This is a genomic window from Marinobacterium sp. BA1, from assembly GCF_041155135.1.
In the GTDB taxonomy this organism is placed as follows: Bacteria; Pseudomonadota; Gammaproteobacteria; order Pseudomonadales; family Balneatricaceae; genus Marinobacterium; species Marinobacterium iners.
In genome coordinates this window covers 1,772,104-1,787,734 of the sequence record NZ_BAAFHC010000001.1, presented here as the reverse complement: position 1 = coordinate 1,787,734, position 15,631 = coordinate 1,772,104, and the positions used below count along the sequence as shown (strand labels likewise).

General features: G+C 57.5%; 15 protein-coding genes. 5 read left to right on the top strand and 10 right to left on the bottom strand.

What is annotated here, in order from left to right:
• The first annotated feature begins 27 nt into the window (after positions 1-27).
• Complete coding sequence (locus tag ACAM29_RS08640; protein WP_369623881.1) at positions 28-654, top strand: LysE family translocator; 627 nt, start codon at positions 28-30, stop codon at positions 652-654.
• Between the two features lie 427 nt (positions 655-1,081).
• On the opposite strand, the gene doeB2 is transcribed toward ACAM29_RS08640, so the two are convergent.
• The 3 genes from doeB2 to ACAM29_RS08625 form a co-directional block, all read right to left on the bottom strand.
• Complete coding sequence (gene doeB2 / locus ACAM29_RS08635) at positions 1,082-2,251, bottom strand: N(2)-acetyl-L-2,4-diaminobutanoate deacetylase DoeB2 (RefSeq protein WP_369623880.1); 1,170 nt, start codon at positions 2,249-2,251, stop codon at positions 1,082-1,084.
• A gap of 81 nt (positions 2,252-2,332) precedes the next feature.
• Complete coding sequence (locus ACAM29_RS08630) at positions 2,333-2,866, bottom strand: DUF3750 domain-containing protein (protein WP_369623879.1); 534 nt, start codon at positions 2,864-2,866, stop codon at positions 2,333-2,335.
• 61 nt (positions 2,867-2,927) lie between these two features.
• Positions 2,928-4,319 carry a mannose-1-phosphate guanylyltransferase/mannose-6-phosphate isomerase gene (locus ACAM29_RS08625; protein WP_369623878.1) on the bottom strand — a complete coding sequence of 464 codons (1,392 nt, stop codon included), beginning with the start codon at positions 4,317-4,319 and terminating at the stop codon, positions 2,928-2,930.
• A gap of 116 nt (positions 4,320-4,435) precedes the next feature.
• Here ACAM29_RS08625 and rmuC point away from each other — a divergent pair, with 116 nt between their 5' ends.
• Positions 4,436-5,887 (top strand): DNA recombination protein RmuC, encoded by a 1,452-nt coding sequence (rmuC, locus tag ACAM29_RS08620; protein ID WP_091827458.1) that lies wholly within the window; start codon positions 4,436-4,438, stop codon positions 5,885-5,887.
• Positions 5,888-5,928: 41 nt separating this feature from the next.
• On the opposite strand, the gene ACAM29_RS08615 is transcribed toward rmuC, so the two are convergent.
• Positions 5,929-6,408, bottom strand: coding sequence for a MaoC family dehydratase (locus ACAM29_RS08615; protein ID WP_369623877.1), 480 nt, complete (start codon positions 6,406-6,408; stop codon positions 5,929-5,931).
• A 256-nt stretch (positions 6,409-6,664) separates the two neighbouring features.
• On the opposite strand from ACAM29_RS08615, the gene ACAM29_RS08610 reads away from it, so the two are divergent.
• On the top strand, positions 6,665-8,596 hold the full coding sequence (locus tag ACAM29_RS08610) for an FAD-dependent monooxygenase (RefSeq protein ID WP_369623876.1): 1,932 nt from the start codon (positions 6,665-6,667) through the stop codon (positions 8,594-8,596).
• 142 nt (positions 8,597-8,738) lie between these two features.
• Positions 8,739-9,158 carry a hypothetical protein gene (locus ACAM29_RS08605; RefSeq protein ID WP_369623875.1) on the top strand — a complete coding sequence of 140 codons (420 nt, stop codon included), beginning with the start codon at positions 8,739-8,741 and terminating at the stop codon, positions 9,156-9,158.
• 26 nt (positions 9,159-9,184) lie between these two features.
• Here ACAM29_RS08605 and ACAM29_RS08600 read toward each other — a convergent pair whose 3' ends face one another.
• Positions 9,185-10,120 carry a DMT family transporter gene (locus ACAM29_RS08600; protein ID WP_369623874.1) on the bottom strand — a complete coding sequence of 312 codons (936 nt, stop codon included), beginning with the start codon at positions 10,118-10,120 and terminating at the stop codon, positions 9,185-9,187.
• 184 nt (positions 10,121-10,304) lie between these two features.
• Between ACAM29_RS08600 and ACAM29_RS08595 the strand changes: the two genes are divergently transcribed.
• Positions 10,305-11,123, top strand: a complete 819-nt coding sequence (locus tag ACAM29_RS08595) for a RimK family alpha-L-glutamate ligase (RefSeq protein ID WP_369623873.1) — start codon at positions 10,305-10,307, stop codon at positions 11,121-11,123.
• Here ACAM29_RS08595 and ACAM29_RS08590 read toward each other — a convergent pair.
• Genes ACAM29_RS08590 through ACAM29_RS08570 form a run of 5 tightly spaced genes read right to left on the bottom strand, consistent with a single transcriptional unit; the run spans position 11,051 to position 15,611 of the window.
• Entirely contained in the window at positions 11,051-11,590 is a 540-nt protein-coding gene (locus ACAM29_RS08590; protein WP_369623872.1) for a hydrogenase maturation protease, read from the bottom strand. The two genes, ACAM29_RS08595 and ACAM29_RS08590, sit on opposite strands and share 73 nt — an antisense overlap.
• Positions 11,587-12,882: a Ni/Fe hydrogenase subunit alpha gene (locus ACAM29_RS08585; protein ID WP_369623871.1), complete on the bottom strand. Its 1,296-nt coding sequence runs from the start codon at positions 12,880-12,882 to the stop codon at positions 11,587-11,589. Before ACAM29_RS08585 ends, ACAM29_RS08590 begins: the two co-directional genes overlap by 4 nt.
• On the bottom strand, positions 12,875-13,672 hold the full coding sequence (locus tag ACAM29_RS08580; RefSeq protein WP_369623870.1) for a sulfhydrogenase subunit delta: 798 nt from the start codon (positions 13,670-13,672) through the stop codon (positions 12,875-12,877). The genes ACAM29_RS08585 and ACAM29_RS08580 overlap by 8 nt, the downstream gene beginning before the upstream one ends.
• 2 nt (positions 13,673-13,674) lie before the next feature.
• Positions 13,675-14,517, bottom strand: coding sequence for an FAD/NAD(P)-binding protein (locus tag ACAM29_RS08575; RefSeq protein WP_369623869.1), 843 nt, complete (start codon positions 14,515-14,517; stop codon positions 13,675-13,677).
• Positions 14,517-15,611 carry a 4Fe-4S dicluster domain-containing protein gene (locus ACAM29_RS08570; protein ID WP_369623868.1) on the bottom strand — a complete coding sequence of 365 codons (1,095 nt, stop codon included), beginning with the start codon at positions 15,609-15,611 and terminating at the stop codon, positions 14,517-14,519. The genes ACAM29_RS08575 and ACAM29_RS08570 overlap by 1 nt, the downstream gene beginning before the upstream one ends.
• Positions 15,612-15,631: the final 20 nt, after the last annotated feature.

Sequence of the window (15,631 nt, the reverse complement as noted above, 5' to 3'; positions counted from 1 at the left end):
CTCAAAATCATACAAAAAGGAGGTTTTATGTTTCCATTAGAGGTATTTGTTACTTATACATTGGCTTGTTTATTGTTAGTTATTTCGCCTGGACCAGACAATTTGCTCGCAATCGGTCGCGGTTTAAGTCAAGGTCGACTGGCGGCAGTAATGTCAGGCATGTCTTCTGGAGCGGGGATCTTATTTCATGTCGTCGCGGCGACCTTCGGACTAACTCTTCTAATTCAAACCTCTGAACTTGCGTTTTACGTAGTAAAACTCGTTGGTGCTGCTTACTTAATTTGGTTGGGTGTGAAAGTTCTTCGTTCGAGAAACCTGTTCTCATTGGAACCAGCGAAAAAACAGTCTCTAAAAGTTATCTTCTCAACTGGTTTTCTATCAGCCGCGCTTAACCCGAAGCCAGGTATGTTTGTTCTTGCTTTTGTACCTCAATTTGTAAACCCAAGCCTAGGGTCAGTGACGACTCAAATGATCGGCTATGGAGTCTGGTTTGCGGTATTAACCGCAGTTGGCTTTAGCTTAATGGGTATTTTCTCGTCTCAATTGTCTGAGTGGTTTAGAAATAAACCAAAACTGGTGTCAGGGTTAAATATTGGTGCAGGTATTACATTCGTTTCTTCTGGTTTAGCAGTGGCGTTTATGAAGCAGCGATAGTCTAAGTGCTAACAAACAATTTAAGAGTGATTCAGCACGCTTGGCATTTTTGGTTTGGGTTAAGCTTAGTGTCTACGGTGGTCAAATTAAGTGTCGTGGTCGCGTGCTTCACACCTTAATTGGGCGTTAATCGTCGGTGTACATACATTAGAGTTACCTAAATTTCTGCAAAGGGCCAAATACTGCTGATTGGTTGTCCGTCAAAGCAGTCCACCACGGACTCAATAGCATTGGTCTCGTAGGCCAGGGTTTTAAATTTGAGCCTCATTGGGCTATTGCCTCCAACAGTTTGTGGAGCCTGCAGACTGTACTACTGAACTTGAGGAGTATGTATCTGACTTCGCGCTCCACAAGGTCTTTTGTTGCCATTGCGACTTCCACAAACGGCTCACCATCCCGGTTGTGCTCCAGGTACTCGGATAGGTAGTCAATCGGCCTTTTCCGGCAAAGGCGCTCCTGTCAGTCGGGCAAAAACCTCCACCACTCTGGGCAGCAGGTCGTCATTGAACTGGTAATGTGGGCTGTGGCAGGGGGCCTGGAAGTTGTCCTCCCGTGCCATGCCAATCAGTGCGAACGCCCCCGGCACTTCGTTCAGGTAATAGCTGAAGTCTTCCGATGCCATGATTGGCAGCGGCAGGTTCTGCATCTGCCACTCTTCCCCAAGAGAGGACTCAAGTGCGCGGCGGTATTCTGCGGCCGCTTCAGGATGATTGATGGTGGCTTCATATCGCTTCACGGTTTCAACCTGTGCCGTGACACCGTAGGTGCGCGCTGTGTCCTGGGTGATCTGCTCGATGAGTTCGTTCACCAGTGGGCGCAGCTCGGGCTGTGCCAAACGGATGCTGCCCTCAATGCGAGCGGTCTCGGGTGTCACGGTCGGTGCACTGGGTGCTTCAATGGAGGCAACGCTAATCACGGTCGCGGACTGAGGCGGCAGGCGTCGGCTGACGATCTGCTGCAGGTTAAGGGTCACGGCTGCGGCGGCCAGCACCGGGTCGCGACAGATTTCTGGCTGGCTGGCGTGGCCCCCTTTGCCGGTCAGGGTGATATGAAAGGTGCCGTTGCCGGACATGACCGGTCCATCGGGACAGGCCGCCTGTCCCCAGGGGATGGCGGGCCAGTTATGCCAGCCGTAAATACGGTCAATGCCGTTTAGCGCCCCCTCTTCAATCATTTTGCGGGCGCCATGACCGCCTTCTTCAGCCGGCTGAAACAGCAGTGTAACGGGGCCCGGAAGGTCTGTTTCGTGAGCCTTCAGCCAGGCTGCTGTTGCCCAAAGGGCTGCGGTATGGCCGTCGTGGCCGCAGGCATGCATACAGCCGGGCGATTCAGATCGGTAGGGCAGGTCGGTAAGCTCTTCGATAGGCAGGGCGTCTATGTCGCCGCGCAGGGCGATATGAGGTCCGCTTGCATCAGCAGCCAGAGTGGCAAGCGTGCCGTATTCTGCACAGCTGCGCCAGGCAATCCCCAGTTTGTCCAACTGTTCTCGGATCATTCGGCTGGTGTTTTGCTCCTGCCAGGTCAGCTCCGGCTGGCGATGCAGCTGGTGTCTGAACTGAACAGCCTCTTGCATGATGGCCTGCCATGAATGAGACATGCCCCCTCCTTGTCAGTGGGTTGTACATCTTGTCATGTCACACAGTCTGGCAGAGAGTCGCGCCAACCCCCAAATCGATCGTCAGTCTGCCCAGCCTGAACCGATCGCTCTGAACGGCAGTTCCAGTTGCAGATCAGGCACTTTTTGAGCGACCCAGGCCGGAAAGGTATTGCTGTTGAGGCCGGGGAATACCCGGTATTCATGTTTCCAGGGGTAGTTTTGTGCCGTGCTCTCGATCTGGGTGATCAGTTCATCCACACCTTCGCCGCGACGGTCCAGAATTAGCTCAGGCCTGGCGCCAAACCAGTGGCGGTCAGGCGTGTCCTGCTCGATGCGCAGCACCGGCAAGCCGCGCCGCTCGCGCCAGCCAACGACCTCGTAGACGGTGTACTGATCCGCGTTGCGTGGTTTGAGCGCGATCCATGTGTGCACAGCGAAGATCCCTCGCCAGCCCCAGGCGTCTGCGGCATAGACCTGTATCACGGGCTCGGGTGTTGTGCTTGGGTCGGGAGCGATGCCGGCACTGGCACGGCTGGCGGTACGCCAGTCGTTGTTGGCACAGGCCGTCAGCAACGGTAACAACATCAGAATCAGCAGGTGTTTGGGTTGTATCATCAAGGGGCCTCCTGATTCAGCTTACGTAGCGTGCTTGCATACGGATTATTCGGTACCCATGTCACCCACGGCCGTAGCGATCATCCAGCCGTTCAATATCGGCTTCATCCAGTACATCACCTGACTGGACTTCAAGAATCAACAGGGGTTCCATGCCATTGTTGGAGAGCCGGTGCAGCTGTCCCTGCGCAATGGCGATGGATTGGTTGGCACCCAGCTCAATATGTTCAGCATCCCGCGAGATGCTGGCATGGCCGCTTAGAACGACCCAGTGCTCGGCACGATACCGGTGGCGTTGCAGAGACAGGGCAGCACTGGGGTTGACGCTGATCAGCTTGACGCGAAAGCCGGGACCGTCAAGAAGATGCTCGTAAAAGCCCCAGGGGCGGTGGACCCGGGGATGGTTGATCAGCTCGGATCGGCCCTGTTGCTGCAGCTCGGCTACCAGTTGCCTCATCTCGTTGGCGTAGTTCTTGTCGGCCAACAGCAAGGCATCCGGGGTATCCACCACCAACAGGTTGCTCAGCCCCAGAGCTGCAATCAATCGCTCCCCACCCATGAACAGCGTGTTGTGGCAGTGTAAACGTGTCACCTTGCCCTGGATGCGGCAACCATCGGGTGTGGCGGGCAACTGTTGTTCGAGGGCTGCCCAGCTGCCCAGATCCTGCCAGTGGGCCTGCAGTGCGGTAACGTGGCAGCTGGAAGCATTTTCCAGCAGCGCATGATCGATAGAGATGTCCGGGCAGGTCAGAAAGGGCTCGCCACCCACCCGGGTGAAGTCCAGATCGGTCGTGCGCTGTTGCCAGGCATGCTTGCAGGCTGCAATAAGATCCGGCTGCAGAGGCTTTAGAGTTGCCAGTAATGTGTCCGCCCGAGTGAGTAACACCCCAGCATTCCAGAAGGCTCCTCGTTCAATGAGATCAGCCGCCTGTGCTGCATCTGGCTTCTCGATAAAGCGCTCAACCTGCACCGGGTCTGCAGGGTCTGGCAGAATATACCCATACCCGGTTTCGGGATGATCAGGCACTACGCCAAAAAGGCAAAGCTGGCCGGATTCGGCGGCGGGTCTGGCGCTTTCAGTCGCCTGCACCAGAGAATCAATTGGGTCGATCAGTTGGTCAGCCGGCAGGGCCAGCAACAGCTGGCAGGGTGTACCCCGCTCAACAGCATCCAGTGCGGCCAGTACAAGGCTGGCCGCCGTGTTGCGGCCTTCGGGTTCCAGCACAATGCGGCCTTGCAACCCCGTTTCCTGCAGCTGTTGGGCCAACAGAAAGCGATGCTCTTCGCGTCCTATCAGCAGTGCAGGGACTTGACTGATCTGAGCGGCGCGCTGCAGGCACTGCTGCAGCAGGCTTTGCTGGCCGGCCAGGCTTAAAAACTGCTTGGGATGATGCTGGCGGGACAGGGGCCAGAGGCGGCTGCCACTGCCACCGGCCAGAATAACGGGCTGCATCTTGGGTCTCGGGCTGACGAAAAGCTGCAGTGTACCGCAAAGCGTTGCGAGATGGAGTGAAGAGAATCCGTCTCGGCTTTGCTAACATGTTGAAAACCCATACGGATGAGACCGTTATGCCTGTTGAAAATCTGCTTCCTGCCATTGTTTCTTCGCTGATCATCGCGCTGCTGGTTTGGGCGCTGGTCAGCTGGCGCAGCGGGCTGAAGCTTGAACGCGAGCGACAGGTTGCTGCCCAGCTTCAACTCCAGCTTGAGCAGCTGCAGGATGAAAGTGACATGCTGCGTGACCAGACTCAGCAACAGCAACAGGAGCAACTCAGGCTGAAGGTCGAGCTGAGCCGGCTGCAGGTGCAGCATGACGAACGTCAGCAGGCCGAACGGCAATATGCAAGCTGGTGGCAGGAAGAGAAATCACGCCTCCAGTCACTGCAGCAGGAGTTGCAGCAGCTGCAATCTGAACACAGTGCCCTTAAGACACGGCGTGAAGAGCAGGAACGCCATTTCCAGCAGCAGATGGAACAGCTCGAAGCCAGTCGTGAGCAGCTGAAAAAGGAGTTTGAGCAGCTGGCCAGCGAAATTCTGGAGCGCAAGGGCAAGGCGTTTACCGAAATGAGTCAGCAGAGCCTTAACCATCTGCTGAATCCAATCCAAAGCGAGATGAAGGGTTTTCGGGAAAAGGTAGAGCATATTCACTTGCGGGAAACGGAGCAGCGTGTCCAGTTGCGTACCGAGTTGCAGAACCTGCAGCAGCTGAATCGTGCGATTACCGAACAGGCCGAAAAACTCACCACTGCTTTGCAGGGACAGAAAAAGGTTCAGGGCAACTGGGGCGAGTTGATGCTTGAGAACGTACTGGATAACGCGGGCCTCAGGGCCGGCGTCGATTACCGGCGTGAGGTGAGCTTCAACGGTGAAGATGGACGCCAGCGTCCTGACGCGATCGTCTATCTGCCCGGTGACAAGCACCTGATCATTGATGCCAAGACCTCGCTGGCGGCCTACACCCGTTATGTCAATGCTGAACAGGACAGTGAACGTCAGCAGGCTTTGCGTGAGCATGCCCGTGCGGTTGCCGATCGCATCAAGGAGCTGGCCGAGCGCCGTTATGATCGTCTGCCGGGATTGAATTCACCTGAAATCGTGATCATGTTCATCCCGGTGGAGTCGGCCTATGTAGAGGCGCTGAAGGCTGATGAAACCCTGTATCAGCGGGCACTGGAGCAGAATGTACTGGTGGCGACACCAACCACGCTGCTGACCAGTCTCAACATCGTGCGGCAGCTGTGGCGCTTTGAGGATCAGAGCAAGCATACCGCTGAGCTGGCTGACCGGGCCGAACGGTTCTACAACAAGCTGAACAGTTTTCTCACCAGCATGCAGGATGTGGGCAAGAAGCTGGATGGCGCTCGCATCAGCTATGAGCGTGCGTTTGCACAGCTGTACTCGGGTCGAGGCAATTTGATCAAACAGGCGGCCGAGTTCAAGGAACTCGGCGTTTCGGTGCAGAAAGAATTGCCGACAGAACTGGTCGACAAGGCCAAACTGGAGCTGGATACCGGCAGTTGACGTGAACTGTGCGCGAGAGGTCTGACGCGTGACTCAAGGCGTCACCCACGGATCATGTCGTCCTGGCCGGTACTTCGGCTGAAAACGACCAGTTTGGACGTCATGATCTGGACAATATGCCCATCCTGATTGGATGTTTCCGAACGGACAGTGACAATGCCCCGGTCTGGCCGTGATCGGGAGGGTGTGACCTGGGTTATCTCACTTGTCACCTGTAAGGTGTCACCAGGGCGTGTAGGTTTTGGCCAGCTGACCTCGACGCCGGCACCGATCAGGCCGCCTGCAACCGGCATTCCGCCCTCCACCAGCAGACGCATGGTTGTCGATGCGGTATGCCAGCCGCTGGCGGCAAGCCCTTCGAACAGGGTGTCTTTTGCCGCTGACGCGTCTAGATGGAAAGGTTGAGGATCATAGCTGCGGGCAAATTCCACAATGGCCTTTTCATCAAGTTGTGCCGTACCGCTGGTGAATATCTGTCCAACGCTCAAATCTTCTAAATAAAACTTTGCTGGGGTAGGCAAGGCATCACTCCTGTGCAGCGGGATTTTTAATGATGACCATTATCAATCGGATCGAAGGATAGGTGATATTCATCATCAAAAAAAGCGGTTCTTTTATCCGAGGAGACACTGCACCATTCTTGATGAGCGAGCGTCTTGTCCCCATTTTCAGGTGACAGGCTCGCGGCACCAATCCTCTAGTCTTCTTACAACCAACAAGCGCAAAGACAGGCTAAAGTCATACTGGCCCTGCGAATAAGGATAAGAGGATCGCGTAATGCAATATCATCTAAACGGTTTCAAACCCGGCAACTACCAAATTCCTGATGCTGCGCGTGAGCCGGTTGCCCCGCCGCCCATTGTGGACCTGCCGAAGGAAGTGGATGTCCTGATTGTCGGTTGTGGCCCCGCAGGGCTCGCACTGGCACGTCAGCTGTCCGAGTTTGCCGATATCAAGACCTGCATCGTTGAGCAAAAGTCCGGCCCCATGCTGTTTGGCCAGGCCGATGGCATTTCCTGCCGTACCATGGAGATCATGGAAGCCTTCAACAGCAGCGAGATGCTGGTAAAAGAGTGCTACCAGCTGCGTCAGAATGCGTTTTGGGAGCCAGATACCGATCATCCCGAAAACATCAAGCGCACCCACAAGGTGCCGGATGCGCGCCTCGGTCTGTCTGAGTTCGTTCACGGTGTTGTGAACCAGGCGCGGTTGCATGAACTGCTGCTGGAAGGCATGGCGCAATCGGTTACACATTTGGTGCCACACTACAGCCGCCGCCTTCTTGAACTGGAGGTGGATGAAAGTCTTACCCAGGACCTGAATGCACACCCGATCACGGCGACCTTTGAGCGTGTTGATGCCGAGCAGTCGGCCAAAGTTGAAACGGTCAAGGCGCGTTATGTGGTCGGTACTGACGGTGCGCGCAGTGCGGTGCGCAAGAGTCTGGGCATTGAGTTGCAGGGTGATTCTGCCAACAAGGCATGGGGCGTCATGGACGTTCTGCCGGTCACCGACTTTCCCGATATCCGCGTCAAAACCTTTATCCAGTCCAAGGAAAACGGCGCAGTGATGATCGTTCCCCGAGAGGGTGGCTATCTGGTCCGACTGTATGTGGAGCTGGGGCTGCTGGAGAATAATCAAAGGGCATCACAGCTCGAGTTAACGGCTGATGACCTCATCGCCAGGGCTCAGTTGATCCTGCAGCCATATTCGTTTGATGTGAAGGAAGTAGGCTGGTGGTCAATCTACGAAGTGGGGCAGCGTGTTGCCGAACGATTCGACAACAACCCGGTGGGCAACCCTGACGGTCTCATTCCGCGTGCCTTTGTGGCCGGTGATGCCTGTCATACGCACAGCCCCAAGGGTGGCTGGGGCCTGAATACCTCGCTGCCTGATACGTTCAATCTGGGCTGGAAACTGGCCGCAGTGCTGCAGGGCAAGTCTGATCCCAAGCTGTTACAGACCTATGTTACGGAGCGCCGCAAGGTGGCGCAGATGCTTATCAATGCCGATCGTGAAATGTCCGCCCTGGTGGCCACGCGCCCAAGTGCAGATAAGGCAGATGGACAGGCCAGGAAGACCAGCACGGCGGATATCGAGAAGTTCATCGCCAGACAGAACGGCTTTATCGCAGGGACATCCATTGGTTACGATGAATCCTATCTGTCTACCGGTCATGAGCATCAGGGGCTGGCAACGGGCTTCCCGATTGGTCAGCGTTTCCATTCAGCCGAAGCGGTTCGTGTCGCCGATGGCTGTCCTGTCCACCTTGGCCATCTGAACAAGGCGGACGGTCGTTGGCGCGTATTCGTGTTCGGCAACAGGCAGGATCCGCGAGATACCGCTTCTGAGACTGGCAAGCTGGTACAGTTTCTCGAAAACGCTGAATCATCACCGGTCAAAAAATATACGCCTGCCGATGCGGATATTGACTCGGTGATCGATGTCTACGCCGTGTTCCAGCAGCAGGATCTCGCCATAGAAACGCTGCCGAACTATCTTTGGCCTGCCAAGGGCAAATATGGGCTGAGGGACTATGAGAAGGTGTTTCAGACCGATGCCAACCACGATGTTTTCGAGCAGCGTGGTATCGATCGCGACAGCGGCTGCATGGTTGTGGTTCGGCCGGACCAGCATATTGCCACTATCCTGCCGCTTGATGCGCATGCAGAGTTGAGTGCATTCTTTGATGAGTTCATGATTGCATAAGGCGTCGCCGCAGCGGCAAGCACTGACCTGCTTGCAGGCGGCACTTTGCCACTTGTGGCGCTCAAGTTGTTGATAGGATTGAGTTAAAGATCATGGCCTGAATCTTGCTTGAGTCTGGTGTCACCTAATAAAGGAGCCCCGGATGATCAGGATCGACTCACACTCAACTCCTATGATCACGCAGACCCGATCCGCGAGTGAAAAAGGAGAGGTGGATTTTGCCGTGCTGCTGCAGGAAGAGGCCGCCAGAACGGCTGCTCAAAGCCGAGAGCAGCTTGAGCGAGATCAGGCTGCAGAAAATAACATGCGTATGGAGCAAACGGCAGAGCAGGATGCGCACGATGAGCTGATGCGCCTGCTGCAGATGTCACCCGCTGAACGCATTCGCTACCAGGTGCTCAAGGAGCTGGGCCTGACTGAAGAGTCTCTGGCCCAACTGCCATTTGATGTGCGGATGAAGATCGAAGCAATGATCAGGGAAGAGATAGAGCGCCAACTGTCCGGTGGACAGCAGGGACCGAACGGCACTGATCAGAACGTTCAGCAAGCCATAAGTCTTTGATCACGGCCCCCCCCGCCGCTGTAGGCTCATGAGTCAAGGGCTTCTCTTACCAGGCGTGCCTTGCGTCGGTTGAGCAGGTCCTTGGCACTGACCAGAAATATGCCGGTCAGTACCAGTAGGCCGCCGCTGATGAACTGTACACTCAGGGTCTCGCCCAGAATGAGCACCCCGAACAGCACGCCGATCAGTGGCGTAATGAAAGTGAACGTGGCCATGCGTGATGCGAGATAGCGGCGCAACAGCCAGAACCAGGTCAGATAACTGGCAAACGCGATCACCACGGCTTGAAAAGCCATGTTGATACTGGTTTCGGTGGTCCAGTTCATCTCGCCGCGGCCCAACGCAAACGCCATGCCGATCAGCAGGATCGAGGCGGCAGCCATCTGGTAAAACAGCGTCTTGACGGCAGGTGCCTCCGACAGTTTTGAACGGCGAATGGCAACGGTGGTGAAGCCCCAGACGGCACCGGCCAGCAGGGCATAGAAGTCCCCCAACAGGGTGGTTTGCTGTCCGGTGTTGCCCGGCCCCAGAAATGCGATGCAGACGCCCAGAAAAGCGAGACCAATACCGCTCCACTGAATGCGGCTCAGACGTTCGTCAGCATGGACGAAGTGCATCCCCAGCGCGGTAAAGATGGGTGAGGTATAGAGAAACACGACCATGTGTGACGCGCTGGTGTACTCCAGCCCCAGCCCGACAAACAGGAACTCGACGGCAAACATGGTTCCTACCAGGATACCCGCCTTGACGGTACCGTCGGCGAAGACGTTACGGCCTTCGCTGCGCAGCATCAGCAGGAACAGAACACTGGCCGCAAAGGCCGAGCGCAAGCCGATCTGCAGGGTCGGTACGATGTCATCTGCCGCCAGCTTGAGCGCCACCTGCTGAAAGCCCCAGATGGTGCACAGCATCAGCATGATGCTGATGGCAAAAAAGTCGAGATGATTGCGCTGGGCCGACATGTTAATGACTCCTGGAGACGAACAGAATGTAACACAGCTTACACTCTCTGCCGGGTGAATTCACCCTGCCGCCGGGTCGATAAAACAGCACCGTATTTCTGTTCAAAAATGCAGCAAAAATTGCTTTGCGCCGCCGCAGAAGCGGATTATTATCCGCGACTTTCAACTCACCGGTTCAACACAAATGAAATGCGTGTCCTTTGATGCGTTCCGAACCCTTCACCTTCCCGATGTTCACTACATCAAGCCGGAGCATTTGTTCCGTGAGCGCGAACGAATTGAGTCGGCGGACTGGGTTCTTTTCCCTGAATACTGGCAGGTCAACGCACTGGTATTTGGCCTCAACAAGAAGATATTTCCTAGCCTCTCCTCTTACCTGATCGGTCATGACAAGGTTGAGATGACCCGTGCCTTTCAGATGGTGGCAGCAGGCAATATTCCCTGGACGCTGATTGAACCCAATGATCCGCAACATGCGGAGCGTGTCTGGGATCAGATGCCATTGCCTTTCGTTGCCAAGATTCCGAAAAGCAGCATGGGGCAGGGCGTCTTTCTGATCGAGAACCGGGCGGACTGGAATGCCTATCTGGCGAAGACGCCGGTGATCTACGTGCAGGAACAGCTGCCGATTGATCGTGACCTGCGCATCATAGTGGTAGGTGGCAAGCTGGTGGCCGGTTTCTGGCGCTGCCAGGGTCATGATGGCTTTCATAACAACCTGTCTCAGGGGGGCACCGTGGATATCGAGACGCCACTGCCACAGGCCGCCGTGGATCTGGTGCTGCGCGTGGCCCAGCAACTGGAGATCGACCATGCCGGCTTTGACGTGGCGATGGTGGATGGCTACCCCTACCTGCTGGAGTTCAACCGCCTGTTCGGCAATACCGGACTGCAGGGGTTGAGTCAGCAGGTCTCGCAGGCGATTGAGCACTACTTGCGCGAGCAATCGGAGCGGGATGACGATCCGATCGATCCGACCCCGCCGCTGCCGGTTGCGGTATAGCGCGCATCTGAATCAGCGGCAATCTGTTCTGCCAGCCAGGTCGAAAGCTGTTCTGCCCCTGTGATGACGCTGGTGGACAGGGTGTCGTGTTCAGGCTGGCTTGAGCGGGGGGCGATGCAGATCCCAAACAGCCGGAGCCGATGCGGCAGGCCCCCCAGGGCCTGTGCCAGCTTCAGCGTGGGTGCCAAACCAAAGCCATGACTGGACAGGTCTTCAGAACTGTCCAGCTGGTCGATATCAAGCGCCATCCAGTGCCCCGCGGGAAATACCGTTGTCTGTGCGGCATCGATCAGAATCGTTTTTATGTCCCGCTCAAGCCAATTGATCAGATCCGGGCCTGGTCGATCCAGCGTTATCAGCTCCACATTCTCTGGCAGTGAGTGCTGTGCCAGCTGTTCCAGGACCACCCAGCCTGCACGGTCGTCCCCGAACGGAGAGCCGATGCCGATCACCCGCCAGCCACTCATGATCGACGCATATCCAGCCTGAGAAAATGGGTGGCGCAGGAGATGCAGGGGTCATAGTTGCGAATGACCTGCTCGGCCCTCAGCCTGAGAGACTCCTCATCCCGGTTCAACCCGAATGCGGTCAACGAGCGATACAGGTCCGCTTCAATGCGCGCCTGATTCTGGCTGGTGGGCGGCACGATGCGCGCTGCCTTGATCCGCTGATCCGGTCCTACCTCATAGCGGTGCCAAAGCAGGCCACGCGGCGCCTCACTCATGCCGAAGCAGACCCCTGCGCTCAGTTCGGGTTGCGGGCAGGGAGCGGCTGGGTATTCATAGTCCTGCAGTATGTCGATCGCCTCGTGAATCACAAGCTCGATCTCCAGTGCACGGGCTATCAGGCTGTGAAACATGTTGTTGCTGGGCAGTTGCAGCCCGGTTGCCTTCAGGCTTTGCTGAATGGCGGGCGGCAGGTGTTGGTGATTGAGATTCAACCGAGCCAATGGACCGGTGAGATAGGGCTCGCCGTTCAGGTCGGACCAGAGGGCGGTGGAGTCCGGCTTGTGGTGTTCGTGGAAGTGCTGCTCAAACTCCTCAACCCCGAGACTGAGCCCGGTACTGGTAATCAGCCGACCGCATTCAATGGCATAGCGATCCGGATGAGTCAGGGCGATGCTGATAAAGTCCTGCGGGTCATCCGGCAGGTCCAGCCCTGCGCAAAAAGCGGTCAGATCACGGGCCAGTGGCTGAGCCTCGCGCAGCTTGTCCAGCAGAGGCTCGATCTGCTCCGGCTCCGGGGCGCGGTGGAAGCCACCAATGCGGGCGCCAACGGGGTGTACCGAGCGTCCCCCCAGCAACCGGATCAGTTCATTGCCCAGCGCCTGGAATTGCATGCCACGCCGGACAGTCTCCGGGTGTTGCTCGGCCATGGCGATGGCAGAGTCGAAACCCAGAAAATCGGGCAGGGCGAGCAGATGGATATGCAGGGCGTGACTTTGCAGCCATTCGCCACAGTAGAACAGCCGGCGCAGTTTTTGTACCCAGTGTGGCAAGGGGGCTTTGGCCAGTGACTCGAGGGCATTAAGGGCGCTGACCTGATAGGCGATGGGGCAGATGCCACAGATGCGGGCCACAATGTCCACGACTTCATGGGCATCGCGCCCTTCCAGAAACTTCTCGAAATAGCGCGGTGGCTCAAAGATCGACAGGCCCAGTTCAACCAGTTGGCCATTAACGACCTCCAGTCGCAGCGAGCCCTCACCCTCTACCCGCGTCAGGGCGGGTACATCGATGCGGATACGGCGCTCAGTCATCTTCAGCCTCCTGTCCCGAGTGCCAGAATACCCGACCGGTTTGCAAAAACGCGGGGGCCTGAGAGTTGATCAGCAGAAAACGTCTGGCAATGGCGTCCGGCATCAGGCCCAAGCCCGCAAACCGGCGCGCTAGCGTATCGGTCTGTGCTGTTTCGGCAGGGCCATAACAGCCGTAACAGTCGCGGCCAAAGCGAGGACAGAGCGCTCCGCAGCCGGTGCGTGTGACCGGGCCCATACAGGGCTTGCCCTCGGTGACCATCACGCACACGGCCTGCTGGCGCTTGCACTCCAGGCAGACCCGATCACGATCATCCACCGGCGCGACGCCAAACAGCAGCGAGCGCACGGCTGCCACTATCTGGGGGCTGCTGACCGGGCAACCCCACAACTCCAGATCCACGTCCACCACGGAGGCGATAGGCTTTACATCCTGCAGGGTCCGTATGAACTCGGGGCGGGCATAGATCGCATCTCGCCATGCATCATGCTGACCATCCAGATTGCGCAGTGCCTGAAGGCCGCCGCTGGTGGCACAGGCGCCGATGCTGACCAGAAAGCGGCTGTTGGCGCGTACCTGCTTGATGCGCTCCAGCTCATCCGGCGTAGACAGGCTGCCCTCAACGAAGGCGATATCCACTTGAGCATCGGCTTCGCTCATGCCTGCTTCCAGAAAGTGCAGAATTTCCAGCTGTTCACTCAGCTGCAGCAGCGACTCGCCCAGATTCAGAAACGCGAGCTGGCAGCCATCGCAGGAGCTGAACTTGTGCACGGCAACTTTGGGTCTGCTCATGCCTATACCCCCTTGAGGCCCAACCGGTCACGGATGTGTGGATAGTTGAACACCGGGCCATCGCGGCAGATGAAGTCGGCGCCGAACTGGCAGTGGCCGCAGTGGCCGGTGGCACACTGCATGTTGCGCTCAAGGCTGAGCCAGATCGCATCCTCGTTCACGCCCTGAGTGATAAGCTGCTCGGCACTGGCGCGCATCATTGGCTCGGGGCCGCAGCAGTAAACTCGGGTTCGTTCCGGTTGCAGTGACAGACGCTTGATCAGTTCGGTGACTCTGCCGCTGAACCAGGGCCAGTCGGGTGCGGCGCTGTCTGCAGCCAGCTGTACCTCGGTATCGGGCTGGCGCGCCCAGGCCTCGTACTGGGTACGCCAGATGAGATCGTCCGAGTGGCGTACCCCCTGAATGATATGAATCCGGCCGAATGCCGAGCGGTTTACAAACAGGTGCTCAACCACCGAAACCGCCGGGGCGCAGCCCAGTCCGCCGGTGATCACACACACATCCTTTGCCTGAGCCTCGGCCAGAGGCCAGCCGTGACCGAAGGGGCCGCGAACGCCGATTCGGTCGCCGGGCTTGAGTGCCGACAGTGCCCGTGTGACACGGCCCACCGCGCGAATGGTGTGTTCAAGCAGGGGCGTGCCATCATGGTCGTTTGTCAGGGCCTTGAACGAAACCGGGACTTCACCGACACCGAACACGCCCAGCATGTTGAATTGGCCGGGCTGAATAGTCAGCAGCGAGGGGTCTGACGGATCGTCCAGTCGCAGCTGCAGGGTGAAAATATCGGCGGTTTCCTGCACTCGGCGGACGACTTCGGCACTGGCGGGGAGCTGCTGATGACGCATTATTTCACCTCTTCGCCCAGCTCGCGGAGCACCTGCAACGGGTCGATCCCTACCGGGCACCAGCTGATGCAGCGACCGCATCCGGTGCAGCCGCTGCGGCCATACTGCTCCACCCAGCTGCCGAACTTGTGCGTCAACCACTGTTTATAGCGGCTGCGGGTATCCGGTCGGACATGCAGGCCGTGAATGTAGCTGTGGCCTTCGCTGAAACAGGAGTCCCACTGACGCTGGTGCTCCGATTGCTGGCCATCCAGCGTCGGGGCTTCCGCCTCGCTGTGACAGAAACAACTGGGGCAGACGGAGGTACAGTTGCCGCAACTGAGGCAGGCATCAGCGACTCTGTCCCAGGCTGGGTGTTCACTCTGATGAATCAAACCGGCTGGATCGAAGGCTGGCAGGGCCCGTTGCTGGCAGCGTGCCTGTGTGGCCTGCTCGATGGCGTCCTGTCGCAGGGCGGCATCGGACGCAACCAGTGGCAGGGCCCGCATGATACCTTCCCCGCGCACACTCCCGGCTCTGACACGGTAACCTTCGGCCAGCTCGGTCAGGGCCAGATCAAATCCGGTTTGCGCTTCGGGTCCGTCGCCAGTGCTGGCACAAAAGCAGGTGTCAGCCGGGTGCGAGCAGTCCACCGCAATCAGCAGCAGGCTGTCGCGGCGTTGACGATAGAGAGGGTCTTCAATTCGCTCCAGAAAGTGGCGGTCCTGCAGTGCCAGCGCGGCCAAATCACAGCCACGTACCCCGATCACCGCAGTAGCACGGGTCACGACGGGGGCTTCATGAAAGCGCAGGCTGCCATCGGCCTGCAACTCCGAGCGCCAGAGTGTTTCTTGCGGGGTAAACGTCAAAGGTTTTATTGCCTGCGGGCCGTTGGCCCAGCTGAAGCAGCGTGGGGAATCACTCTGCTGCAGTCGATAATGCCCGGGTGCCTGCTGCTGGGTAACCCCTCTCGGCAGTTGATCAACGTGCAGTGTTGGTCTGAACAGAATAGCGCCATCGCGCACCTGTGGCGCAAGGATTTCAAAACCCTGCTGTAACAGGTGATCCAACAGGGATTGAAGTCGATGACGGGGGAGAAAGTCTGCCGGTTCCATTCTGTCGCCGCTGTCGGGGA

Bases quoted from the DNA above. Each gene is read 5' to 3' on its own strand.
- ACAM29_RS08640 (WP_369623881.1), top strand. From the start codon at position 28: ATGTTTCCATTAGAGGTATTTGTTACTTATACATTGGCTTGTTTATTG.
- doeB2 (WP_369623880.1), bottom strand. From the start codon at position 2,251: ATGTCTCATTCATGGCAGGCCATCATGCAAGAGGCTGTTCAGTTCAGA.
- ACAM29_RS08630 (WP_369623879.1), bottom strand. From the start codon at position 2,866: ATGATACAACCCAAACACCTGCTGATTCTGATGTTGTTACCGTTGCTG.
- ACAM29_RS08625 (WP_369623878.1), bottom strand. From the start codon at position 4,319: ATGCAGCCCGTTATTCTGGCCGGTGGCAGTGGCAGCCGCCTCTGGCCC.
- rmuC (WP_091827458.1), top strand. From the start codon at position 4,436: ATGCCTGTTGAAAATCTGCTTCCTGCCATTGTTTCTTCGCTGATCATC.
- ACAM29_RS08610 (WP_369623876.1), top strand. From the start codon at position 6,665: ATGCAATATCATCTAAACGGTTTCAAACCCGGCAACTACCAAATTCCT.
- ACAM29_RS08605 (WP_369623875.1), top strand. From the start codon at position 8,739: ATGATCAGGATCGACTCACACTCAACTCCTATGATCACGCAGACCCGA.
- ACAM29_RS08600 (WP_369623874.1), bottom strand. From the start codon at position 10,120: ATGTCGGCCCAGCGCAATCATCTCGACTTTTTTGCCATCAGCATCATG.
- ACAM29_RS08595 (WP_369623873.1), top strand. From the start codon at position 10,305: ATGAAATGCGTGTCCTTTGATGCGTTCCGAACCCTTCACCTTCCCGAT.
- ACAM29_RS08590 (WP_369623872.1), bottom strand. From the start codon at position 11,590: ATGAGTGGCTGGCGGGTGATCGGCATCGGCTCTCCGTTCGGGGACGAC.
- ACAM29_RS08585 (WP_369623871.1), bottom strand. From the start codon at position 12,882: ATGACTGAGCGCCGTATCCGCATCGATGTACCCGCCCTGACGCGGGTA.
- ACAM29_RS08580 (WP_369623870.1), bottom strand. From the start codon at position 13,672: ATGAGCAGACCCAAAGTTGCCGTGCACAAGTTCAGCTCCTGCGATGGC.
- ACAM29_RS08575 (WP_369623869.1), bottom strand. From the start codon at position 14,517: ATGCGTCATCAGCAGCTCCCCGCCAGTGCCGAAGTCGTCCGCCGAGTG.
- ACAM29_RS08570 (WP_369623868.1), bottom strand. From the start codon at position 15,611: ATGGAACCGGCAGACTTTCTCCCCCGTCATCGACTTCAATCCCTGTTG.